We start from the raw sequence: 24,014 nt of genomic DNA, 5'->3' as shown, positions 1-24,014 counted from the left end.
GGTCGGGATCAGCGTTTCAAGAACCCGGCTCAGCGCTCCAGGAACGCGAACAGCTCCTCCCAGCGGCGCAGGGTCTCCGGCTCGGAGAACCGCTGGACGCCGGAGCGGGCGCGCGCGCCCATCGCGTCGCGCAGCCGGGGGTTGCCGGTGAGCCGCAGCAGCCGGTCGGCGAGGGCGGCGACATCCCCGGCGGGGGCCAGGAGCCCGTCCTCGCCGTCCCGGACGATCTCGCGGACCCCGGGCGCGCAGTCGAAGGCGGCGCACGGCACCCCGCTGGCCATCGCCTCCAGGAGCGCGAGCGGGAAGCCCTCGCCCCGGGAGGACTGGACGAAGACGGAGGCGTCCGCGAGGGCCCGCTCCACGTCGTCGGTGCGCCCCATCCACTCCACGGACCCGTCGAGGCCGAGGCCCGTGCACTGCTGCTTCAGCGCGGCCTCGTCCTCGCCCGCCCCGTACACGCGCAGCGTCCACTCGGGGCGGGCGGGGGCGACCAGGGCCCAGGTGTCCAGGAGCAGGTCGATGCCCTTCTGGTCGCTGAGCCGGCCGATGCTCGCGACGGTCTTCGCGGTGCGCGGGGAGGGCACGAGCGGGAGCCGGGAGAGGGCGTTGGGCAGGAAGCCGACGTTGTTCATGCCGTCCCCGGCCCACCGGTCGGCGTCCTCCTCGGTGAGGACGAGCCAGTGGTCGAGGTCCTTGTAGTGGTTCTTGATCCAGCGGTAGCGGTGGCTCGCACGGGAGTAGTCGTAGGACTCGTGGCTCATCCCGATGACCCGCAGCCCGGTGGTGTCGGCCTCCCCGACCCACTCCATCGCCCACACCTGGGTGACGATGACGACCGCGCCGGGCCGGGCGGTGGCGAAGAGCTCCGAGAGCCGCCCGACGGCCTGCTTCTTGGCGGCGACCCGGGCGGCCTCCTTGCGCCGGGTGGGGATGCGGAGGCGGTCGCGGACGCCGTGGGGTGTCCACGGGGTCGGGGGGTGGGCGGGATAGAGGGCGGTGACCGGGTGCTCGGGCTGCCGGGGCAGCGCCATCTTGAGGTCGGAGGCGTGGATGCCGACGGTGTGGACCCGGTGGCCCTGGCCGGCGAAGAGGCGGGCGGTCTGGTGCATCCAGCCGGTGACACCGCCGAGTTCGTCGGTGCTGTTGGAGACGATGAAGATGTCGCGGCTCATCGGCCGGCCCCCCGGTCGTGGTCGGTGGTGTGGCGGACGCCCCGGGAGGCGGCGAGCCCGAAGACGGCGGCGACGGTGGCGCGGGCCGCGTCGCCCCGGTCGTAGGCGCCGAACTTCTCAGCAAAGGCCCGGCGTTGGTCGGCGTACCGGGTGTCGGACTTCTTCAGCTCCGCGAGGGCGGCGAACAGCTCGTCCTGGGTCGCGGTCACCGGTCCCGGGGCCTGCTCCCGCAGGTCGAAGTAGCTGCCGCGCTCGGCAGCGTACGCCTCCAGGTCGGGGGCGAACAGCACGATGGGCCGGTCGAGGAGGGCGAAGTCGAACATGATGGAGGAGTAGTCGGTGATCAACACGTCGGTGAGGGCGAGGAGTTCGCTGACGTCGTGGTGGTGCGAGACGTCGACGACGGTGCCGGGCGGGCAGACCGGCAGCCGGGCGGACTCCAGGTAGTGGGCCCGCACGAGCAGGGTGTGGGTGTCGCCGAACCGCTCCGCGAACTCCCTTACATCCAGCAGGATTCGGGTTTTCCGCTGCTTTCCGGGGCCGCCCCGGAACGTCGGGGCGTACAGCACGGTCTTCTTGTGGTCGTCGAGCCCGAGCGCCCCGGCGAGCGGCGGGCGCGGCAGCCTTCCCTCGGTCTCGGCCCGGGTGCGCTCGGCGATCAGGGCGTCGTTGCGCGGGTAGCCGGTGCGCAGGAGCCGCTCCTCGGGCAGCCGGTAGGCGCGGGCGAGGGTGTGCACGTCGTGCTCGGAGCGGACGAGGAAGTGGTCGAAGCGGTCGACGGCCTGCTGGAGGCGTTCGCGCTGCGGGGCGTTCTGGAGCCGTACGCGGGTCTCGTCGAAGCCCATCCGTTTGTACGCGGAGCCGTGCCAGGTCTGGAGGTACGTGGTGCGGTCGGGCTTGCGCAGGTGCTGCGGGAAGCCCTGGTTGTCGACCCAGTACTCGGCGCGGGCCAGCGCCCACAGGTAGCGCCAGGACCAGCGGCGTACGAGGCGGGCGTCGTCCGGGAAACCGGCCGGGGAGGGGTCGTAGGACCAGGTGGCGTGGAGCTTCAGGCCCTGGCGGCGGATCTCCTCGTACAGGGCGCGCGGGCTGTCGCCGTAGCAGGTGCCCATGTGGCTCTCGAAGACGACGGAGCCCCGGCGCACGGGGAGACGGGTGAGCCAGGCGTTGTAGGCAGGGGCCTTGAACCCTCGGGAGCGGTAGCGCTCCAGGCGCTTGCGCAGGGCACGGACGAGGAGCTTCGCCTTGCGGGCGGGCCGGAAGTGCGTGGCGTAGCGGACCAGACGGTGGGCGGTGCGGGCCGGGCGGCGGCGGGCGGCCAGCCGGAGCGCGAAGTGGTCCTTGAGGGTGATGTAGGGCTCCCAGGTGTCCCCGGCGAGCCGCCCCAGCCGGGGCCGCGCGGCGAAGCGGACCGCCCCGGCCACCTGGTCCTGCGGGGCGAACAGATCGCTGACGGACCGGACCCCGTCGGCCTCCACGGTCAGCCGCGCGTCCCACGCCGTGTCGCGGACGCCGACGGGGCGCAGGCGGCGTGAGATGTCGGCCCGCGCGCGCCACGTGATCCCGTTCCCGTCGTGCCGGACCACCTCGGCCGGGAACGCGACGGCGCGCGCCCCGCCCCGGACCCGGAACTCCAGGGTAGCGGTGAGGGGTTCGCCGGGGGCGGGTCCGGTGTCCCCGGGCAGCACGAGACGGCCTTCGAGGAGCAGCCGGCCGTGGTCGGCGGCGGCGCAGCGGGTGAGCCGGTTCATCAGCCGCATCTCGCCGAACCGGCGGTACTGATGGCCGAGTTCGGTGATGTCGGCGACGGGCTCCGCCGCTTCTCCGCCCCAGCCGACCCGCCCGTCCGCGTCCGTCGTCAGCGGCGCGCACACGGTGGCGGGCCGGCTCAGCGCGTAGGCCGCCGCGAGGATCCCCTCGGCGTCGCCCCGGCCCAGCAGGGTCACGGCGACCCGCTCCAGCGGCGGCAGCTCCGGCGGGACGGGCCCGGTCAGGGTGCGGGCGGCAGCGGCGGCGACCCGGTCGCGGCGGACGGCGGGCAGCGCGGGGAACGACCGGACCAGCGGCACCAGATGGTCCCGGTGGAACGCCGCCTCCCGCTCCTCGCGCAGCTCGGGAAGGCCGCGCGCGAGGAGGGTGTTGGCGACCCGGCGGTGGGCCTCGACCAGGGCGATGAGGTCGCGGGCCCGGTCGGGGACGGCACGGCCGGTCACGATCAGCCGGCGGACCAGGGCGATCCGGCCGACCGACGCCGCGGCGAGCGGGCCGAACAGGATCTCGCCGTGCGCCAGGTCCTCCTCGTACCGCAGCCCGTGCCGCCGGGCGGCCTCGCGGCGCAGACAGAATCCGGTCACCAGGGCGTCCCGGACGACGAGTTGGGGGGCCTCGGTGAAGCGGGTGAGGGTGCGGGAGCGGGCGAACAGCTCCCCCTGCCAGGACGGCTCCCGCTCCTTGCCGCTCTCGTCGGCGGTCCGGCTCCAGCGGCCGGCGATCAGGTCGGCGCGGCTGGTCTCGCCCGCCTGCCAGAGGTTGCGGCAGGCGTGCCGCTGGAGCCGTTCGCCGCTGCCGAGAACCAGGACGTACCGGCCGGTCGCCGCGTCGAGACCCGCGTTGCGCAGGGCCCCGGTGGTGCGGGCGGCGGGGTCGGCGTGGACGACGCGGACCCGCTCGGGCGCGCGGGCGGCGAGGGTGCGGGCGGTGGTGCGGACGGCCGGGTCGGCGGCGGAGGCGAGGACGACGAGGGCCTCGGAGCCGCGCATCGACTGGCCGAGGACGGACTCGACGGAGGCGCGCAGGGCGTCGGCCCCGCCCGGGTCCTCGCCGTCCCCGCCGCCGGTGATCACACAGCTGAAGTCGCTCATGCCCGCTCCCCCTCGACGGCCCGGTCCCCTTCGACGGCCCGGTCGTCCGTGGGCATCCGCTCGCTCTTGAGCATCCGGTCGACGACCCCGGCGGCGGCGGTCCCGTCGTCGAGGTCGCAGAACGCTTCCCGGAACCGCTCGTAGGCCTCCCGGTGCCCGGCGGTGGCGGCGGCCGGGTCGCGGAGGGCGGCCACGATCCCGGCGGAGTCGGGGATCAGGGGTCCCGGTGCGCGGCGCTCGAAGTCGAAGCAGAAGCCGCGCAGGGTGTCGCGGTAGTGGGCCAGGTCGTGGGTGTGGAAGAGCATCGGGCGGCCGGTCTGCGCGAAGTCGAACATGATCGAGGAGTAGTCGGTCACCAACACATCGCTGATCAGGAGGAGTTCGGCGACGTCCGGGTGGCGCGAGACGTCCCGGACGAAGTCGGTGTCGGGAACGGTTCCGCCGACGAGGTAGTGCCGCCGGACCAGCAGGACATGGTCGTCGCCCAGGGCCTCGCGGGCCTGCTCCAGGTCGAGTTGGAGATCGGGGGCGTACCTCCCGCCCGTCCGGGGCTGGTCGTCGCGCCAGGTCGGGGCGTACAGGATCACCCGCCACCCCTCGGGGATCGCGAGCCGTTCCCGTACGGCGGCGGCGACCTTGGCCCGGTCGGAGGCGTACAGCAGGTCGTTGCGGGGGTAGCCGCACTCCAGGACCTCGCCCGAGTAGCCGAAGGCGCGGCGCAGGACGGGGGTGGAGAAGCTGTTCGGCGAGACGAGCACGCTCCACTGGGCGGACCGGCGTTCCATGGACGCCATGTACGCGGCGTCGGCGTGCGGGGTGCCCGCGAGGTCCCGGCCGATGCGCTTGAGGGGCGTGCCGTGCCAGGTCTGGACGACGCACTGTCCGTCGGCCCGCTCGAACCACTCGGGGAGATGGGTGTTGGTGACGATCCAGCGGCTGCGGGCCAGCGCCTGGTACCACGCGGCGCTGTGCAGGGCGACGGTCCTGACCCCGTCGGGCACGGCCGCCTGCTGGTCACGGACGACCCACAGATGCTCGATGTCCGGTTCCCTGGCGGCGAGTTCGCGGTGGATGGCGCGGGGCGAGTCGGAGAACTGACGGCCGTCGAAGCTGGAGTAGAGGACGGCGGGGCGCGTCGCGGCCGGGGCGACCGTCCGGACCACGGCATACCGCTCGCGCCGGACGCGCTGCCCGTACGGCCCTCGGTCGGCGGCCGGGAGGGCGCTGCCGGACTCCAGGACGAGCCGGTCGTGGTAGCGCCGCTGGAGGGTGAAGTCGCGTCCGCCTTCGTGCCGTTGGCGGGGCAGGGTGCTGTGCAGGGGGGCGCTCAGCCGCAGTGGCCGGTACGCCTCCGGGTCCCGCTCCCCCGGTGCGCGCAGGAAGAGGTACCAGCGCCCCTCGGCGAGCGGCAGCGCTCCGCCGGGCCCTTCGACGGCGGCGGGTGCGACGACGGCCCGGAAGCCGTCGTCCCCGATCCGCTCCATCTCGACGACGGCCTCCTCCTGATGGCCACTGTGCCGCAGGACCAATTCATGGGCGGCGCCCGTGGGTTCGGGAAAGGCCCCTTCGAGGACCAGCTCGCCCGATCCCTCCCAGGCGGCGGAGGTGACGACGGGCTGGACGGCCCGGTCGGTGAGGACGAGGTCGCCCGAGGGGTTGGGGGCCGCGTACACCTCGCGCCCGCCGGGCAGGGCGTAACGCCCGTCCGGACCGTCGGGCCGAGCGGCAACGGTCAACGGCTTGCTCTCACCGACGAGTTGAACACCCCAGATGTCGTCCTCCCCCCGGAACACGCTGAGCGGGATGTCCGCCGCCCGGGAGCCCAGCGAGCCGCGCAGGGCGAACTCCCGGGTCTCCTTGGTGCGCCACTCGGTGAGCCTTAGGGCAACCGGCCCGGCGTCGCCGAGGACCTTCACCTCCAGGCGCACGGCGTCCTCGACCGCCGACTGCCCGGTCAGGACGGCGGCGACGCGTTCGGTGCGCAGCTCCAGCTTGTTGCCGGACAGGACGGGGACGATACGGGTCCGCTCGTCGGTGTACGTCACGGCGGGCGGGGCCGGGGTGCCGACGAGCCGCATGGGGCCCCGGCGCGGTCGGCCGGCGCCGACGACGACGGCTTCCGGTTTCCAGGTCGTACGGCCGCTCTTGGTGGTGAGCCTGCGCGGGTCGACGACGGCGGTGAACCCGGCGCGGTCGTACCGGTGCAGGGAGCGGCCGGACCGGGCGGTGGCCTCGTCGCCGCCGACGGGCCGCAGCCGCAACGGGATCAGCCGCTTCCCGGACCGCAGCCAGCCGAGGCGCGGCGGCCCGCCCGGGGCGTTGCGCACATAGGCATACCCGGTCAGACGCAGCAGCCCGTCCCGCCAGACGGCCTCGGTGAGATGGGCGTGGACGGGCAGATCGGCGGAGGTCAGCGCGGTCACGGCGGGCGGCAGCGGGTCGCGGACGGCGGGGTGGTGAGCGCGGGGCCGGAGCAGTCCGCGTACGTGGAAGGTGTCCCGGCCCTTCTTCTCATCGGCGAGGAGGGCGAGGAGTTCGGGGAGGCGGCGTTCGCGGATGAGCTGCCACTTGACCCGCAGATGCAGGGGCAGGGAGGCGAAGACGCCGGGTTCGACGGTGGAGGCGAACGCGCCGGCGTGCTCCAGGAAGGCTTCATGGAACTCCGCGTCGCCGTCCGGCAGGGCCTCGATGAACAGCCACAGGTCGCCGGAGAGGGCATGGGCGTCGTAGCGGCGCTTGGCCTCGGCGGCGTCGGCCGACCCTTCCCCCGATGACCGCTCGGCCGACCGCTCGGCGAGGAAGCGGCTGACGGTGGTGACGGCGGTGACCCGGTCGCGGATGCCCCGGGGGACGGCCCGCCGGGTGGTGATCGAACCGTCGCGGTCACGCCAGTGGTAGACGGGCTCCTCGACGACGTCGACCGAGCGGGCCAGGAAGTGGGCGGGGAGGACGACGGCGATGTCCTCGTACAGCACGCCCGTGGGGAAGGCGAAGGCGTGCTCGTCCCAGAAGGTGCGGCGGAAGACCTTGTTGCAGGCGATGCGGTCGCCGAGCAGGATCCAGTCCCGGGTGACATGGGTGGCCGGGCGGGCCTTCTCCATCGGCTTGCGGAACATCGGGGACTGTTCGAGATCCCCGTTGGCCCGCAGCCGGAGCACGTTGCCGGTGGCGAAGTCGGAGCCCGAGCGGTCGAGTTCGGCCAGCATCCGGGCGTACGCGCCGGGCGGGACGACGTCGTCGCTGTCGACGAACGTCAGGAACTCCGCGCCGGGGTGGGCCTCGCGGACCCCTGCGTTGCGGGCCGCGCCGAGCCCGGCGTTCTCCTGCCGGAACAGCCGGAAGCGGGGGTCGCGTTCCGTGAACTCCTGTGCCAGAGCGGGGCCGTTGTCCGTGGAGCCGTCGTCGACGAGGACGACCTCCAGGTCCGCCATGGTCTGCTCGGCGAGGGAGGACAGGCAGGCACCGAGGTACTCCTCGACGTTGTAGAGGGGGACGACGACGGTGAGACGGGGTGCCATCGCGGCGCACGATCCTTCCGGGGACTGGGGCTTCGGGGGCGTGGAGGGCCCGCCGGGGGCCATGGGGTACAACCCGCGCCGTGGTAACCGGTCACCCGAGGGGGTCCGTTCGGGTGACGGGAGGGGCGGAGTCGGGCGCCCGGGGGCGCGCCGGGTACGCGTTCGAGCCCCGCACCGGGAGGGCACGGGGCTCGGCGGGGCCGCTAGGGTCTGTCCGGCGGATCAGGACCGGATAGGCCGCGGCGTCTGGTGCGGTGCATCGCAAGGCGCTGGAACGTCCTCATCGCGGAGCGATTCGGGCGTTTCGGCAACGCGGCGAGGGATGGGGCCTCCCCTGCTCGAGCGAAGCCGAGAGCTTGGGGAAGTGCCAGGCGTCGCGGACCCGGTCAAGATCCGCCGGACAGGCCCTAAGGGCTCGGGTCAGGGCTTGACGGCGATCCGGCCCTCGTCCATGCGGAGCAGGAGGAGCCGCTCACCGGTCTTCTCCAGGAACTCGTCCACGGCCTGCCGCGATCCCTGCCAGTAGCCGTAGTCGTCGATCAGGAGGACCCCGCCGGGAACCAACCGGTCGTACAGATGCTCCAGTTCGTGCTTCGTGGAGGCGTACCAGTCGGTGTCCAGGCGGAGGATCGAGATCTGCTCCGGGGCCTGCCCGGGGACGGTGTCCTCGACCCGGCCCCGCACATAGTGCACGCGCTCCTTCGGGTACGGCACGTTCTCGAACCCCGCCTTGACGTCCTCCAGGGACGCGACCGCCCAGATCGGCCGGTCCTTGCCCTGGGCGTCCAGCAGTTCCTGAGCCGGCCGGCCGTCGCGCCGCAGGTCCTCGGCGGTGGGCGGGGTCATCCCCTCGTACGTGTCGAAGAGATACAGCTCGCGCTCGGTCTCCCCGACGGACAGCAGGGTCCGGGCGCACGCCTGCATGGAACCGCCGCGCCAGACCCCGCACTCGACGATGTCACCGGGGATGTCGTGCCGGGCGATGTACCGGGTGGCGAGGATGAAGGCGTTGAGTCGCTCCGGCGAGGTCATCGAGTACGGCTTGACCGCGCGGATGATGTCCTTCGCCTCGTCGTCGTAGTCCGCGGGAAACGCGAGAGCGGGCTTCTTCGCCTTGGGCTTCGGGGCGGGTGCGGGGGCCGTGGGGGCGGCCGGTGCCGGGGCGGGACCGGCGGGGGCGGTGCGAGCGGCGGGCACCGTGACACGCCTGAGCTGGTATCCGGTGAGCTGCTGAAGGACGCCGTTGACGGCGTTGCGCCAAGCCATGCCCCGGGACAGTACGCGCGGTTTGCGACTCATGTCACCTTTCGTCAACCTGCCATTGATCGGGGCGGGTCCTGTTCGAGTGAGGCCGCTGGCGCGGGCACGGCCTTCGGGCGTCCGCACTCCGCGCGGCCGTCGAGCGGCGCGGGCAGCGGGACGGAGTCCACGCCGCCGACCCGGTTCGCCCACCAGACGGCCAACTCCCGTACGGCGAACATGGTCAGGCGCGGATAGCGCCGCGGCTTGCGGAAGACGCCGACGGAGTCGCCCCAGTAGGCGGCCTTCTTGTCGATGGCCCGGTAGTCGTGCCAGATACCCTTCTGCGGCGGGAAGTCGGTGTAGGCCTCGACCAGTTCGAGCCGGGAGTGGGCGGCGAGGGCGCGGAATCCGTCGGGGTAGTAGCGCCAGCAGTCCTGCGCGTCGTGAACATGGCCGCGCGAGGGGGCGGTGATGAACGCGTGCCCGCCGGGCTTGAGGATCCGGGCGATCTCCAGCATCGAGGCCCAGAAGAACGGGATGTGCTCGAACGCCTGCCCGGAGAGGACGACATCGGCACTGCTGGAGCGGGCGGGGATGCGGTACGGCTTCCGCATCACCGCGTCGACGTTGGGCCCGTCCTGGACGTCGACCCCGAAGTAGTCGATGGAGTGCCCGGCGAGGAGGGCCCGGTGGGTACGGGTCTGCTTGCCGGAGATCCGCGACCCGAGGTCGACGACCCGGTAGGCGCCGTTGCCGGAGGCGGGCCCTTCGACGGGCAGATACTCCTTGATGCAGAGTTCCATCTGCTCGTAGGCGGACCGGTGCATGGGCGTCTCCCAACATCGCGGGGTGAGCGAACTGTTGGGCACAACGACCGCGCTGGGCGGAGGAACCGGCACAGGGAGCGCGTCTTGCGCCGTTCGGGTGACGGGCGCGGCCCCGGGTCACTCGGCCGGGACGAAGAACCGCCGTACGACGCGTTCCGCCGCGTGCCCGTCGTCGTACGGGCAGAACCGCTCCCGGAACGCGGTGCGCAGAGCGGCCGCTTCCGGGGAGCGCCACTCCCCCGCACGGAACACCTCGACCAGCTCGTCGGAGGTGGCGGTGACGGCGCCCGGGGTGTCGCCGGGCCGGCCGGAGAGCAGGTCGAAGTACGTGCCGCGCGTGGTCCGGTAGGCGTCCCAGTCGGGGGCGTGGACGACGATCGGGCGGTCCAGGCAGGCGTAGTCGAACGCCAGCGAGGAGTAGTCGGTGATCAACGCGTCGGCGGCCAGGCAGAGTTCTTCGACCCGGGGGTGCGCGGTGACGTCCAGGACGCGGCCGGTCGGCACGCTCTCGCCGAGCCCGGCGGACCGCCCGTAGAAGTAGTGGGCGCGCACCAACACGACGTAATCAGGACCGAGTTGGCGCGCCAGCCGCTCCGGGTCGAGGTCAGGGACGAAGCCCTCGCGGTAGTCGCGGTGGGTCGGGGCGTAGAGGAGTGCGGTCTGGTCCGCGTGGATGCCGAGTTCGGCGCGGATCTTCGCGATGTCCTCGGCGGTGGCGGTGAAGTAGACGTCGTTACGGGGGTAGCCGAGGTCGAGATGTTCGTAGGACGCGCCCTCCGAGGCCGGGTAGACGCGGTCCCAGATCTCGGTGGTGTGCGGGTTGGCGGAGAGGCTGAAGTCCCACTGGCCGACGTGGGCGAGGATCTTGCCGAAGTCGGTCTTCCGGGCAAGGGCGGGGTACGCGCGCTGGTCGAGCCCCATGGTCTTGAGCGGGGTCCCGTGGTGGGTCTGGAGATAGCGCTGACCGGGCCGTTTCGTGAAACCGCCGGGGAAACTGGAGTTGTTGACGAGGTAGGTGGCGGTGGCCATGGCCCGCCAGTAGGGGCGCGAGCCCTCGATGACGTACGGCACGCCCGGGGGCATCCGGTCGCGGTGCCGGGAGGAGACGACCCACACGCCCCGGATGTGCGGGACCAGTTCGCGGGCCTTGGCGTGGATGGCGGCGGGGTTGCAGGCGATGCCTCGGTTCCAATAGGCCCCGTAGACCGCGAGGTTGGGGTCGAGCGGGCGGCGCAGGTCGGTGCGGTAGACGGCGCGCATGGCCTGCCGACGAACAAACCGCTTCACGGAGGCTGCGGAGACTGGGGGCGGCATGGCAGCCGAGCGTAATCGCGGGGCCGGGCGGCCGGGGCCCCGCGTTCACCCGTTCGGGTCAGCGCCGGTGACCCCCGGACCCGCCCCCTGTTGACCAGGACATGAAGCCACCACTCCTCAGCGTCGTCGTCCCCGTCCACAACGTCGAGGCCTACCTGGAGGACTGCCTGCGGTCGGTGGCGGAGCAGACGCTCGACGCGATCGAGGTGGTGATGGTCGACGACGGTTCGACGGACGGAAGCGCCCGGATCGCAGCGGAGTTCGCGGCCCGGGACGACCGCTTCCGGCTGGTCCGGCAGCCGAACGCGGGCCTGAGCGCGGCCCGCAACACCGGCGTCCGGCACACCACCCCCACCGTGCCCTACCTGGCGTTCGCGGACAGCGACGACATCGTCGTGCACGACGCGTACGAGCGGATGACGGCCGCGCTGGAGTCGACCGGTTCCGATCTGGTGACCGGCAATGTGTGGCGGCTGACCGGGCAGGGGCGGCAGCAGGCCTGGCAGTACCGCTGGCTGACGGGCCCCCGGTCGCGTACGCACATCACCCGTGACCCGCGCCTGCTGGCGGACCGGGTGGCGTGGAACAAGGTGTTCCGGCGCTCCTTCTGGGACGCGCACGCCTTCGCGTTCCCCGAGGGCAGGCTGTACGAGGACACCCCGGTGATGATCCCCGCGCACTATCTCGCGGGCTCGGTCGACGTCCTCGCCGAGCATGTCTACTACTGGCGGGTGCGGGAGGGCTCGATCACCCGGCGGCGTACGGACGTCAGGGGCGTACGGGACCGGATCGCCGCGTGCGAGCAGGTGAGCGCGTTCCTGGGCGGCCGGGACGAGGCTCAGCGGCGGGCGTACGACACGTCCTGTCTGCGCGACGACTTCGGGTACTTCCTGGACGGCCTGCCGATGGGCGGCGAGGCGTACCGGGCGGCGTTCCTGGAGGGCGCGGGGGCCTTCGTCGACCGGGCAGGGGCCGGGGTGCTGGAGGGGCTGCCGGTGGAGCTGCGCATCAAGTGGCAGCTGGTAGGGGAGCGCCGCCTGACGGACCTGCTGGACGTCCTCGCCTTCGAACGGGCCAACGGGGCGGGCACGTTCGCCGTCGAGGGTCTGCCGGGGCGGAGGCGGGCGGTGTACCCCGGCGTGCGCGGCGCGAGCGCCCGGCTCGCGCGCACGGACATCCCGGCGGTCGCACGGCTCCTGGAGGCGCGGTGGGGCGCGGACGGGAAGCTGCGGCTGCGCGGGTACGCGTATCTGCGCAACCTCCCGGCGGGGTCGGCGCGCGGGCGCCTGACGGTGGGCATGGTCCGGGCGGAGCGGGGACGGGCGGTGCGACCGGTGCCGGTGCGGTCCGTTTCCGCCCCCGAGGCGACGGTGAACTCCGCCCAGGAGCTGCACGATTACGCCCACGCGGGCTTCGAGATGACCATCGCCCCGGACAAGCTGCCCGAGACGCCGGAGGGCGACGGCTGGCTGGTGGGCCTGGTCCTGGCCGCCCCCGGAACGGTCCGCCGGGTCGCGGTGCGCGCCCAGGACACGGGGGCGGACCAGCCGCTGGTGCACGACCTGGGCGACGGGCGGAGGGCGGTGCTGGACTTCCGGGGCGGCCGGCTCCGGCTGACGGTGTCGCGCCTGCGGGCCCGGGCGGAGTCTCACCGGACGGTCGCGGTGGGGACGGACGGGGTCGCGCTGGACATCGCGGGCCGGCTCTTCGCCGGGACGGCGAGGCCTACGGCGCTGGTGCTGACTCGCGGGGGTGGGGAGGAGCGCTCCTGTGTGGTGGCGTACGGGGAGGAGTCCGGGCCGGAGAGTGGCGCACCCGGGCCGGACACGGGCGCGCCCGCGCCCGACCCGCTCGCGTTCACCGCGCGTGTACCGCTCGCCGAACTCGCCGCCGTGCCGCCCGCCGCGCACCGGGCCCCCCGCGAGGTCGAGGCAGCGGGTGGGGCTCGGTGGCAGGTCCGGATGCTGCTCGACGACGGCACCCGCGTCCCGCTGCCCGCCGCCCCGGACCTGCCGCCGCCCGCGTGCGCGGACCCGGCGGGCGACCTGGTGCTGGACCTGGCGGGGCCGCCGTACGCGGACCGGGTGGAAGCCACTCCGGAGGGGGGCCTGCGGATCTCGGGGACGTACGCCCCATCGGCTCCGGGAACGGCCACGGCCACGTCGGACGCGTCCGGCGCCCGTCTCGTCCTGCGCCACGAGACGCTGCATGAGGTGGTCCCGGTCGCGGAGGGTGGGGTGGGTACCCCGGGTACCCACCCCACCCTCCGCTTCTCCGCGCTGATCGCCCCGCCGCTCCCGGAAGGCCGCTGGGAGGTCCGCCTGGACGGCCACCCCGTCCGCGTCCTCGGATCCGCCGCCGCGCAGCTGCCCTGCGGCGCGGGCGAGACCGCGTTGCGGCTGGAGCGGCGGCACGGCGACCGGCTGTCCGTCGTCGCTCCGCCCGACCTCCCGGCCGCCGAGCGGAGCGCGTACGGCAGGCGCCTCCTGCGCGCCGCGCACCACCCCGACCGGCGCACGCCCGGCACATCGGACACGCCCCGCACGCTCCCACCCCTCCGCGACCGGCCCACGCTCCCCCACGCCCTCCCCCTCCGCGACACCGTCCTCTACGCAAGCGACGGCGACTCCCCACGCGCCGTCCACGCCGAGCTCGTGCGCCGGGGCACGGACGCCGAACATCTGTGGGTCACCGGTACCACCCCCGGCCGCACCACCCACGTCCCGCCCGGCGCGCGGGCCGTCCCCGTGCACAGCGCCGCCTGGTACGAGGCGCTGGCCCGGTCGCGCCGGATCGTCACGGACGAGCAGCTGCCCGTCTGGTTCGAGCGGCGGCCCGGGCAGACGGTCGTCCAGACCTGGCACGGCACCCCGCTCGGCCGGTTCGGCTCCGGTCTGGCGGACTCCCTCTACGCCGACCACCAGCACCTCGCCACCCTGCCGCGCCGGTCGGCCCAGTGGTCGGTGCTGGTCTCCCCGAGCCGCTTCGCCACCCCTCTGCTGCGCCGGTCGCTCTCGTACGAGGGCGAGGTGCTGGAGGCCGGGTCGCCCGCCAACGACGTGCTGTTCCCGCCGGTACGGGACAAGGCGGCCGAGGAGGTACGGCGCGGGCTCGGCATCCCGGAGGAGCACCGCGTCGTGCTGTACGCCCCCACCTACCGCGACCACCTGGCCCATCCCCCGGCCGCCGCGTCCGCCACGTACGCCGACCGCACGGCCCCGGGCCCGTACCGCTGGGACCCGGCGCTCGACCCGCACGCCCTGGCCCGGGCGCTCGGCCCCGGCCACACGGTGCTGGTGCGCCGCCACCCCCGGGTCACCGGCAGCGTCCCGCCGGGGCCCGGCGTGCTCGACGTCTCGCACCACCCGGGGGCGGCGGGGCTGCTCCTGATCGCCGATGTCCTGGTGACGGACTACGCGGGGCTGATGTTCGACTTCGCGCTGACGGGCCGGCCGATGCTCTTCCACACGTACGACCTGGAGCACTACCGCGACACCGTGCGCGGCTTCTGCCTGGACTTCGAGACCCGGGCGCCGGGGCCGCTGCTGGTCACGACGGACGAGGCGGCCCAGGCCCTGCGCGACACGGGCACGTCGGCGGCCCGGCACGCGGACGCGTACGAGAGCTTCCGGCGCGACTACTGCGATCTGGACGACGGCCGCGCGGCGGCCCGGGTCGCGGACCGGCTGCTCGCGGACGCGGAATAGGCCCAGGCCCGTCGCCCGGAATCCCTCGGACGAGTGGCGGCGGGGAGAACGGGCCCGCCGCACGGAACCCATGAGGTGTGCCCCTCTTCTCCGCTGCCTCCGCCGCGTCCTCCGCCGCCGACCTCCCGCCCGCCGCGACCGCAGGCGACCGGGCCGAGGGGGCTGCCCGGCCGTCCTTGTGGCTGCCGTCCCCGTACCTCGTGCTGGGCGGCCTGCTGTGGGCGGTGCTGTCGGCGGCGGCCTGGCAGGCTCCGCTGTGCTGCGAGGCCGGGCTCCAGGCGGCGGTCGTCGAACGGCTGCGGGTGAACCTGCTGCACCCGGCGTTCCCGATGACCGACCTGCCCGCCGTGGCGAGCGCGCACTACTCCCCGTACGCCCTGCTCCAGGGTCTTGCCGCCCGCGCCACCGGGCTCTCCGGCCCGTCCGTCGTGGCGCTGGCCGCGTCGATGAACCTGCTGCTCCTGCTCACCGGGATCGGCCGGCTGACCCGGCTGCTGACCCCGAACCGCTGGGTGCCGGTGCTCGTCCTCGTACCGCTGGGGCTGATCCACTGGGCGGACCCGGCCCGCTGGAGCGCGCCGGTCACGTTCGCGGTCGCGGTCACCCTGCATCTGTGGGCGTGGACCGGTCGCGTGGCCGCCCGGGTCGCCGAGCCCGGCGACCCGGCACCGGGCCGGACGCCCCGGTGGTTCGAGGCGGCCGGGATCGGGGTGCTGCTCGGGCTCGTCCTGCTGGTCCACCCGCAGACGGCGATCGGCGCGGGGATCGGGTGTCTGGCCCTGATCGCGTTCCGGACGCGGACCCGGATCCGGCCGACCGTGTGGCGGTGGGCGTTCGCCGGGGTGTGCGCGGTGACGGTGGCAGCGCTGTGGCCGTATTACAACGGGCTCACCGCCCCGCGCGTCCCCACCGACAGCCGGACGACAGCGCCTCCGGCGGCCGAGGGCGTCAAGGCGGCCGGAGAGCCGTACGCCTGGGCGACCGCGTACGTGCCCCCGGGCGAGGTGGTCCTGACGGACAGCCGCCCGGCGATGTACGCGCTGGCCGGACACGGGGCGTACGTACTGGCCGACGCCCTGCCGGACGCGGGGCTCGCGACCACGGAGCGGCGGGAGAGGAGCCAGGCTGTGGCCGCCTATCTCGACATGTCGACCCCGCAGGACCGCCGGGACGGGATCACCGCCCGGTACGGGGTGCGGTGGCTGCTGCTGACCCGCCACCAGCGGCTGCCGGAGAACGCGACGGTGCTGGCGTTCAGCCCGCGCACGGGCGAGGTGCTGGCACGGGTGCCGGCGGGCTGAGGGACCTCCTGTGGCGCGCTTGAGGCCCTCAGGCGTGCTGAAGGTCCTCAGGTGTGCTTGAGGGCGGCCACCGCCGAGGCGGCCAGATCGTCCAGGTACCCCTTGGGCAGCTCGCCCCGCACCACGACCAGCCGCCAGTACAGCGGGCCGACGATCAGATCGAGCGCCCGGTCCGGATCGCTTCCCTCCGGAAGCTCCCCCCGGGCCACCGCCTCCCGCACCACCACGGCGGCGACGCCCTGCTGCTGGTCGAGGAGGGCGGCCTTGATCGCGTCGGAGATCTCCGGATTGCGGGCCGCCTCGACCAAGAGGTCGGGGATGACCTGCGAGGCGACCGGGTGGCGCAGGGCGTACGCGGCCAGCTCCAGAACGGCGCGCACATCCCCGTACAGGGAACCGGTGGCCGGGGCGGGCATCCCCTGGGCGGCGACGGCGGCGACCAGATCGAGGACGAGCGCCAGCTTGGACTTCCAGCGGCGGTAGACGGCGGTCTTGCCGACCCCCGCGCGCCGGGCGATGCCCTCGATGGACATCCGGGCGAACCCCACCGCGGCCAGCTCGTCGAAGACGGCGGCGCGGATGGCGTCGGTCACGTCCTCCCGCAGGACGGCGGCGCCCGCGGGGGCGCGGCGGCGGGTTCCCCGTTCGGTGGTCATGGCCCGCAGCATAGTCGGCCGCGACGAAACGGTTGCGTTGCGACGTAGAAGCGTCCTACTCTCGGCGTTACGACGATACGGTCCCGTCCCAACGAGGGCGTCCCCACGGGACCGTACCGTCGCGCCCTCCCCGTCTCCCCCCCATCCCCCTCTCCCCCTCTCCCCCCATCCCTCCATCGGCGTCGAAAGCGGTCGATCGTTGAGCCAGACAGCAACCCCGCCCCCGGTGTCCGCCCCCTCCGAGGGCACCTCTTCCGAGGGCGCCCCGGCCACCGCCGTCCCCACCTACGCCCCCGGTGAGCTGGCGGCCCTGGCTGCCCGCCACGGCCTGAAGGTCAGCGGCGCCCGGCCGTCGCTGCCCGCGTACATCCGGCAGCTCTGGGGGCGCCGGCACTTCATCACGGCGTTCGCGACGGCCAAGCTGACGGCCCAGTACAGCCGGGCGAAGCTCGGCCAGATCTGGCAGATCATGACGCCGCTGCTGAACGCGACGGTCTACTACTTCATCTTCGGCGTCCTGATGAACACCAAGCACGGGGTGGAGGACTTCGTCCCGTTCCTGGTCACCGGGGTCTTCATCTGGACGTTCACCAGCAGCTCGATCACCGCGGGCACGCGGGCGATCAGCGGCAACATCGGCCTGGTGCGGGCGCTGCACTTCCCGCGCGCCTCGCTGCCGGTGGCGCTGGCGCTCCAGCAGCTCCAGCAACTGCTGTTCTCGCTGGGCGCGCTGACCCTGATCCTGCTGGCGTTCGGCCAGTACCCGCGCCCGACCTGGCTGCTGGCCGTCCCGGCGCTGGCGCTCCAGGCGCTGTTCAACACCGGCCTGTCGATGGCCGTGGCACGGCTGACGGCGAAGACGCCGGACATCGCCCAGCTGACCCCGTTCGTGCTGCGGACCTGGATGTATTCGTCCGGCGTGATGTGGAGCCTGGACCACCTGCTGGCCGGCGACCGGGTGCCGCACGTGGTGATGGTGCTGCTGGAGTACAACCCGGCGGCGCTCTACATCAACCTCATGCGGTACGCGCTCATCGACAGCTACACGTGGGACCAGCTGCCGCACCTGGCCTGGGCGGCCGCGGCGGGCTGGGCGCTGCTGTGCGGGGTGGCGGGATTCGTGTACTTCTGGAAGGCCGAGGAGACGTACGGACGTGGCTGACGACAGGAACACCCCGGGGACCACCGGGTCCCGACGGTCGTCGTCGACGACGTCCACATCACGTACACGGTCAACGGCGCGCGTACGGGCAGGGGCAGCGCGACCTCGGCGCTCAGCCGGCTCACCTCGCGCCGTCGGGTCCCCGGCGCACGCCAGGTGCACGCCGTGAAGGGGGTCAGCTTCGCCGCGTACAAGGGCGAGGCGATCGGCCTGATCGGCTCCAACGGCTCGGGCAAGTCGACGCTGCTCAAGGCGGTCGCGGGCCTGCTCCCGCCGACCCGGGGCAAGGTCCACACCCACGGCCAGCCGTCGCTGCTCGGCGTGAACGCGGCACTGATGGGCGACCTGACCGGCGAGCGCAACGTGGTGCTGGGCGGGCTGGCGATGGGCATGACGCGCGAGGAGATCCGCGCCCGCTACGACGAGATCGTCGACTTCTCCGGCATCAACGAGAAGGGCGACTTCATCACGCTGCCGATGCGCACGTACTCCTCGGGCATGGGCGCGCGGCTGCGCTTCTCCATCGCGGCCGCCAAGAGCCACGACGTACTCCTGATCGACGAGGCGCTGTCCACGGGCGACGCGAAGTTCCAGCGCCGCAGCAAGGACCGCATCAAGGAACTGCGCGCGGAGGCGGGCACGGTGTTCCTGGTCAGCCACAGCAACAAGTCGATCACCGAAACCTGCGACCGCGCACTGTGGCTGGAGGCGGGCACCCTGAGAATGGACGGCCCGGCAAAGGAGGTGGTGAAGGCCTACGAGACCTTCACCAAGCACAAGTAGCCGAGCCCGCACCTTCCCAGCCCGCCCGGCCACTCCAAGCCCGCCCAGCGATTGAGGACGCCTTCCCCCACCCGGCCACTTCCAACCGGCCTGGCACCTTCCCAGCCCGCCCGGCCACTCCAAGCCCACCCGGCGATTGAGGACGCCTTCCCCCACCCGGCCACTTCCAACCGGCCTGGCACCTTCCCAGCTCGCCTGACCACTCCAAGCCCGCCCGGCCACTTCAAGCCCGCCCGGCGATTGAGGGCATCTTTCCCCACCCCGCACCTTCCCAGCTCGCCCGGCCACATCCAGCCCGCCCGGCGATTGAGGGCATCTTTTCCAGCCCGTCCGGCGCTTGAGGACATCTGTTCAGCCCGTCCGGCGCTTGAGGACACACCCCCACGCCGCGGGGGCCGGCGCCCCAACAGGCACCGGCCCCCGCAGACGTACCCCTACGCGTGCGTACGCAACAACGTCCGCATCGTCCGCATCGCCACCGACAGATTCGCCAGATCGAACGCGTCCGACCCCTGGATCTCCTCCAGCGTCGCCCGCGACCGGGCAAGAATCGCCGCGTTCTTCGACTCCCACGCCCGGAACCGCTCCTCCGGCGTGGCCGACCCGTTCCCCACGCTCAGCACGTCCGACGTGAGCGCCGCGTGCGCCGCGTACAGGTCCTCGCGGATCGAGGCGCGGGCCATCGACTGCCAGCGGTCCGCCCGAGGCAGCTCGATGATCCGGTCCATCAGCTGCGTGATCCGCAGCCGGTCCGCCAGGTCGTAGTAGACCTCCGCGACCTCCAGCGGCTCCTTGCCCGTACGGTCGGCGATGGCCACGATGTCCAGCGCCGGGAAGGCGGAGGAGAACCCGGCCACCCGCACCGCCAGCTCGTCCGGCACGCCCGCGGCCGTCAGCTCGTCCAGGATCGAGTGGTACCAGTCCAGGTCCGCGCCCCGGACCAGCTTGGGCAGCTCGTTCCAGACCTGCTCGACACCGTCCCGGAAAAGATCGATGGTCTCCGAGATCGCGACGGGCTGCGGCCGGTTGCCCAGCAGCCACCGCGAACCGCGCTCGACCAGCCGCCGCGAGTGCAGCCGGATCCGGGTCTGGACGTCGGCGGCGACCTTGTTGTCGAGCGCCTCGACCGCGTCCCACACCTGCGAGAGACCGAAGATCTCGCGGGCGGTGAACTGGGCCCGCACGATCTCCTCGATCGACGCCCCGGTCTCCTCCCGCAGCCGGTGCAGGAAGGTCGAACCGGCGGTGTTCACCGTGTCGTTGACCAGGACCGTCGTGATGATCTCGCGCCGCAGCGCGTGCCCGTCGACCGCCTCGGGGAACCGCTCGCGCAGCGCGCTCGGGAAGTAGGCGTGCACCAGCTTCTGGAGGTGCGGGTCGTCGGGGAGGACGGTGGAGATCAGCTCGTCCGCCGTCGTGATCTTCGTGTAGGCGAGCAGCACGGCCAGCTCGGGCTGGCTGAGCCCCTTCTCGTTGCTCAGCAGTTCCCGGATGTGCCGGTCGGCGGGCAGGAACTCCAGCGCCCGGTCCAGCGCGCCGTCGCGCTCCAGCCGGCGCATGAAGCGCTGCTGGGCGTGGAGCAGCGAGGGCGCCTGCGCGGAGGCGTTGGAGAGGGCGACGTTCTGCGCGTAGTTGTTGCGCAGGACGAGCGCGCCGACCTCGTCGGTCATGTCGGCGAGCAGCTTGTTGCGCTGCTTGACGGTCATGTCGCCGTCCCGGACCAGACCGTTGAGCAGGATCTTGATGTTCACCTCGTGGTCGGAGGTGTCCACGCCGGCGCTGTTGTCGATCGCGTCGGTGTTGATCCGGCCGCCGTTACGGGCGAACTCGATCCGGCCGAGCTGGGTGGCGCCGAGGTTGCCGCCCTCGCCGACGACCTTGGCCCGCAGGTCCTCGCCGTTGACGCGGATCGCGTCGTTGGCCTTGTCGCCGACGTCGGCGTTCGACTCGGAGACGGCCTTGATGTACGTGCCGATGCCGCCGTTCCACACCAGGTCGACGGGCGACTTGAGGATGGTCTGCATCAGGTCGGCGGGCGTCATCTTGGTCACCGACGCGTCGATGCCGAGCGCCTCGCGGATGTGCGCGTTGAGCGGGATCGACTTGGCGCTGCGCGGGTGGATGCCGCCGCCCGCGGAGAGCAGGTCGGTGTTGTAGTCGGCCCAGGAGCTGCGCGGCAGGTCGAACAGGCGGCGCCGCTCGGCGTACGAGGTGGCGGCGTCCGGGTTCGGGTCGATGAAGATGTGCCGGTGGTCGAAGGCGGCGACCAGGCGGATGTGCTCGGAGAGCAGCATGCCGTTGCCGAAGACGTCACCGGACATGTCGCCGACGCCGACGACGGTGAAGTCCTCGGTCTGGGTGTCGTGGCCCAGCTCCCGGAAGTGCCGCTTGACGGACTCCCAGGCGCCCCGGGCGGTGATGCCCATGCCCTTGTGGTCGTAGCCGGCCGAACCGCCGGAGGCGAACGCGTCGCCGAGCCAGAAGTTGTAGGCGACGGCGACCTCGTTGGCGATGTCGGAGAAGCTCGCGGTGCCCTTGTCGGCGGCGACGACGAGGTACGTGTCGTCCTCGTCGTGGCGGACGACGTCGGTGGGCGGCACGACCTCGCCGGCCACCATGTTGTCGGTGATGTCGAGCAGCGCGGAGATGAACGTGCGGTAGGCGGCGATGCCCTCGGCGAACCAGGCGTCGCGGTCCACGGACGGGTCCGGGAGCTGCTTGGCGACGAAGCCGCCCTTGGCGCCGACGGGCACGATGACGGTGTTCTTCACCATCTGCGCCTTGACCAGTCCGAGGATCTCCGTACGGAAGTCCTCGCGCCGGTCCGACCAGCGCAGCCCGCCGCGGGCGACCTTGCCGAAGCGCAGGTGGACGCCCTCCACGCGCGGCGAGTAGACCCAGATCTCGTACGCCGGCCGGGGCGCGGGCAGGTCCGGGATGGCCTGCGGGTCGAACTTCATCGAGACGTAGGAGTGCGGCTCGCCGTCCTCCGTGTGCTGGAAGAAGTTGGTGCGCAGGGTGGCCTTGATGACGGTGAGGAAGGACCGCAGGATCCGGTCCTCGTCGAGCGAGGCGACCTGGTCGAGGGCCCCGTCCAGCTCCTCCAGGAGCCCGTCGGTCAGCTCGGTTCCGGCGCTCTGCCGGCCGGGCGACATGCGGGCCTCGAAGAGCGAGACGAGCAGCCGGGTGGTGTGGACGTTGTTGCGGAGCGTGGACTCCATGTAGTCCTGGCTGAAGGTCGAACCGGCCTGCCGCAGGTACTTCGCGTAGGCGCGCAGCACCATGGCCTGGCGCCAGTTCAGCCCGGCGCCGAGGACCAGCGCGTTGAAGCCGTCGTTCTCCGCCTCGCCCTTCCAGACGGCGGCGAAGGCCTCCTGGAAGCGGGCGCGGGCGTCGTCGGCGAGGTAGCCGCCGTTGCCGTTGACCAGGGGCATCCGCAGCCCGAAGTCGTAGATCCAGGCGTGGGTGCGGTCCGCGCAGCGCAGCTCGTACGGCCGCTCGTCGACGACCTCGACGCCGAGCTGCTGGAGGGCGGGGAGGACGGCGGAGAGGGAGACCTGTTCGCCGGTCCGGTAGATCTTGAAGCGGCGCTCGCCGGGGCCCGCGCCGACGGGCTCGTACAGGCTGAGGGCGAAGTCCTTCTCACCCTCCCGGAGGGTTTCGAGGTGGACCAGGTCGGAGACGGCGGCGCGCGGCGAGTGGTCAGCCTTGTAGCCCTCGGGGAACGAGTGACCGTACTGGCGCTGGAGTTCGGCGGCGCGCTCCTCGCCCAGCTCGGCGGTGAGCGCCTCCTGAAAGCCGTCGGCCCAGGAACGGGCGGCCTCGACGAGGCGGGCCTCGATGCGGTCGGCGTCGGCGTCGGTGAGGTGCGGCAGCTCGGTACCGGCGGGGACGCGGATGACGAAGTGCAGCCGGGAGAGGATCGACTCGGTGTTCCAGGCGGTGAAGTCGACGCTGGTGCCGCCGAGCTCCTCCTTGAGGATGTCGATCAGCCGCAGGCGCACGCCGGTGGTGTAGCGGTCGCGCGGGAGGTAGACGATCGCGGAGTAGTAGCGCCCGTACTCGTCCTGGCGCAGGTAGAGCCGCAGCCGGCGGCGCTCCTGGAGGTAGAGGACGGAGGTCACGATGGAGCGGAGCTGGTCGACGGGCGTCTGGAACAGCTCGTCGCGCGGGTAGGTCTCCAGGATCTGGAGCAGGTCGCGTCCGTCGTGGCTGTTGTACGAGAAGCCGGCGCCCTCGACGACCTCGGCGACCTTGCGGCGGATGACGGGGACCCGGCGCACGGACTCGGTGTAGGCGGCGGAGGAGAAGAGGCCGAGGAAGCGGCGCTCGCCGACGACGTTGCCCTTGGCGTCGAACTTCTTCACGCCGACGTAGTCGAGGTAGCTGGGCCGGTGCACGGTGGCCCGGCTGTTGGCCTTGGTGAGGACGAGGAGCTTGTGCTCGCGGGCCTTGGCGCGGACGTCGGCGGGCAGCCGGTCGAAGGACGGGCTGACCGGGTGGGCCTCGTCCTCGCTGTGCTGCGGGTCGGAGCGCAGGATGCCGAGCCCGGTGCCGGGTACGGCGGCGAGCGCGTCGCTGTCCTTCAGCTCGTACTCGCGGTAGCCGAGGAAGGTGAAGTGGTCGGCGGCCAGCCAGCGCAGCAGCTCGCGGGCCTCCTCGACCTCCTCGTCGGCGAGGTCGTCCAGCGGCTCGCCCGGCAGGTCGTCGGCGATCCGGAGGGCGGCGTCCCGCATCTTCCCCCAGTCCTCGACGGTCTCCCGTACGTCGGACAGGACGCGCAGCAGGTCGGCGGTGATCTGCTGGAGGTCGGCGCGGTCGGTCTCGCGGTCGATCTCGACGTGGATCCAGGACTCGACGAGCGCGTCGTGCGGCAGCTCGCTCTTCTCGCCCTTGGACTTCTTCCGGCTCTGGGAGGACTTCGGGGTGCCGGGACCGCCGGAGAGGACCTCGATGAGCTTGCCGGTGACATCACGGCGGACGGTGACCTGCGGGTGGATCACGAGGTGGATGCCGCGGTCCTGCCGGGACAGCTCGTTGGTGACGGAGTCCACGAGGAAGGGCATGTCGTCGGTGACGACCTCGACGACGGAGTGGCTGCACGCCCAGCCGTTCTCCTCGACGGTCGGGGTGTGCACCCGGACGTTCGCGGTGCCCTGGGGGCGGTTCTCGGCCAGCCGGTAGTGCGAGGCGGCCGCGCCGAAGACGTCGACCGGGTCCCGGCCGTTGAGGTCTTCCGGAGCCGTGTGCAGGTAGTAGCGCTGGAGGTAGGCGAGCACTGTGTCCTGACCGGCGGAGGCGTCCGCGTCGGCCCCGGCGGCGGAGACCCGCGCCCGGGGGGCACCTCCCGGGCCACCGACACCACCGCCCGGACCGTTGTCAGCTACCTTGGCGGCCCCTGCGAGCAGCTCGGCCTTGGCTTCGTCCAGCTTGGTCTGCATGTCCTCTGGCTCCTGTCGCGCGCCGTTGCG

At 72.8% G+C, this 24,014-nt stretch carries 12 protein-coding genes; 4 read left to right on the top strand and 8 right to left on the bottom strand.

Annotation, left to right across the window (positions count from 1 at the left end; translation table 11 throughout):
- Window positions 1-29 precede the first annotated feature (29 nt).
- The 6 genes from A3Q37_RS30705 to A3Q37_RS30680 all read right to left on the bottom strand — a co-directional run bounded on the left by A3Q37_RS30705 (window position 30) and on the right by A3Q37_RS30680 (window position 10,934).
- Window positions 30-1,172: a glycosyltransferase gene (locus tag A3Q37_RS30705; protein ID WP_065489576.1), complete on the bottom strand. Its 1,143-nt coding sequence runs from the start codon at window positions 1,170-1,172 to the stop codon at window positions 30-32.
- The gene (locus A3Q37_RS30700) at window positions 1,169-4,033 is read right to left on the bottom strand and encodes a CDP-glycerol:glycerophosphate glycerophosphotransferase (RefSeq protein ID WP_065489574.1); all 2,865 of its coding nucleotides are present in this window, start codon (window positions 4,031-4,033) and stop codon (window positions 1,169-1,171) included. The genes A3Q37_RS30705 and A3Q37_RS30700 overlap by 4 nt, the downstream gene beginning before the upstream one ends.
- On the bottom strand, window positions 4,030-7,551 hold the full coding sequence (locus A3Q37_RS30695) for a bifunctional glycosyltransferase/CDP-glycerol:glycerophosphate glycerophosphotransferase (RefSeq protein WP_065489572.1): 3,522 nt from the start codon (window positions 7,549-7,551) through the stop codon (window positions 4,030-4,032). The genes A3Q37_RS30700 and A3Q37_RS30695 overlap by 4 nt, the downstream gene beginning before the upstream one ends.
- Window positions 7,552-7,971: 420 nt before the next feature.
- Window positions 7,972-8,850, bottom strand: a complete 879-nt coding sequence (locus A3Q37_RS30690; protein WP_176711542.1) for a TylF/MycF/NovP-related O-methyltransferase — start codon at window positions 8,848-8,850, stop codon at window positions 7,972-7,974.
- Between the two features lie 11 nt (window positions 8,851-8,861).
- Window positions 8,862-9,620: a methyltransferase domain-containing protein gene (locus tag A3Q37_RS30685; RefSeq protein ID WP_065489568.1), complete on the bottom strand. Its 759-nt coding sequence runs from the start codon at window positions 9,618-9,620 to the stop codon at window positions 8,862-8,864.
- Between the two features lie 117 nt (window positions 9,621-9,737).
- Window positions 9,738-10,934 (bottom strand): CDP-glycerol glycerophosphotransferase family protein, encoded by a 1,197-nt coding sequence (locus A3Q37_RS30680; protein ID WP_079138060.1) that lies wholly within the window; start codon window positions 10,932-10,934, stop codon window positions 9,738-9,740.
- Window positions 10,935-11,035: 101 nt separating this feature from the next.
- Here A3Q37_RS30680 and A3Q37_RS30675 point away from each other — a divergent pair, with 101 nt between their 5' ends.
- On the top strand, window positions 11,036-14,641 hold the full coding sequence (locus tag A3Q37_RS30675; protein ID WP_065489566.1) for a CDP-glycerol glycerophosphotransferase family protein: 3,606 nt from the start codon (window positions 11,036-11,038) through the stop codon (window positions 14,639-14,641).
- Window positions 14,642-14,718: 77 nt separating this feature from the next.
- Window positions 14,719-15,942 (top strand): hypothetical protein, encoded by a 1,224-nt coding sequence (locus tag A3Q37_RS30670; protein WP_065489564.1) that lies wholly within the window; start codon window positions 14,719-14,721, stop codon window positions 15,940-15,942.
- 47 nt (window positions 15,943-15,989) lie between these two features.
- Here the strand turns inward: A3Q37_RS30670 and A3Q37_RS30665 are convergent, their stop codons facing one another.
- Entirely contained in the window at window positions 15,990-16,610 is a 621-nt protein-coding gene (locus A3Q37_RS30665) for a TetR/AcrR family transcriptional regulator (RefSeq protein ID WP_065489562.1), read from the bottom strand.
- Window positions 16,611-16,824: 214 nt separating this feature from the next.
- On the opposite strand from A3Q37_RS30665, the gene A3Q37_RS30660 reads away from it, so the two are divergent.
- Together A3Q37_RS30660 and A3Q37_RS30655 are read left to right on the top strand one after the other, a co-directional pair.
- Window positions 16,825-17,760, top strand: a complete 936-nt coding sequence (locus A3Q37_RS30660; RefSeq protein WP_065489559.1) for an ABC transporter permease — start codon at window positions 16,825-16,827, stop codon at window positions 17,758-17,760.
- Window positions 17,761-17,817: 57 nt separating this feature from the next.
- A complete protein-coding gene (locus A3Q37_RS30655; protein WP_065489557.1) occupies window positions 17,818-18,543 on the top strand; it encodes an ABC transporter ATP-binding protein in 726 nt (241 codons plus the stop codon).
- 434 nt (window positions 18,544-18,977) lie between these two features.
- Here the strand turns inward: A3Q37_RS30655 and A3Q37_RS30650 are convergent, their stop codons facing one another.
- Window positions 18,978-23,984: an NAD-glutamate dehydrogenase gene (locus tag A3Q37_RS30650; protein ID WP_065489556.1), complete on the bottom strand. Its 5,007-nt coding sequence runs from the start codon at window positions 23,982-23,984 to the stop codon at window positions 18,978-18,980.
- Between the last annotated feature and the right edge of the window lie 30 nt (window positions 23,985-24,014).

It is taken from the genome of Streptomyces sp. PTY087I2 (genome assembly GCF_001687325.1).
Lineage (GTDB): Bacteria > Actinomycetota > Actinomycetes > Streptomycetales > Streptomycetaceae > Streptomyces.
This window is presented reverse-complemented; position numbering and strand designations above follow the sequence as displayed.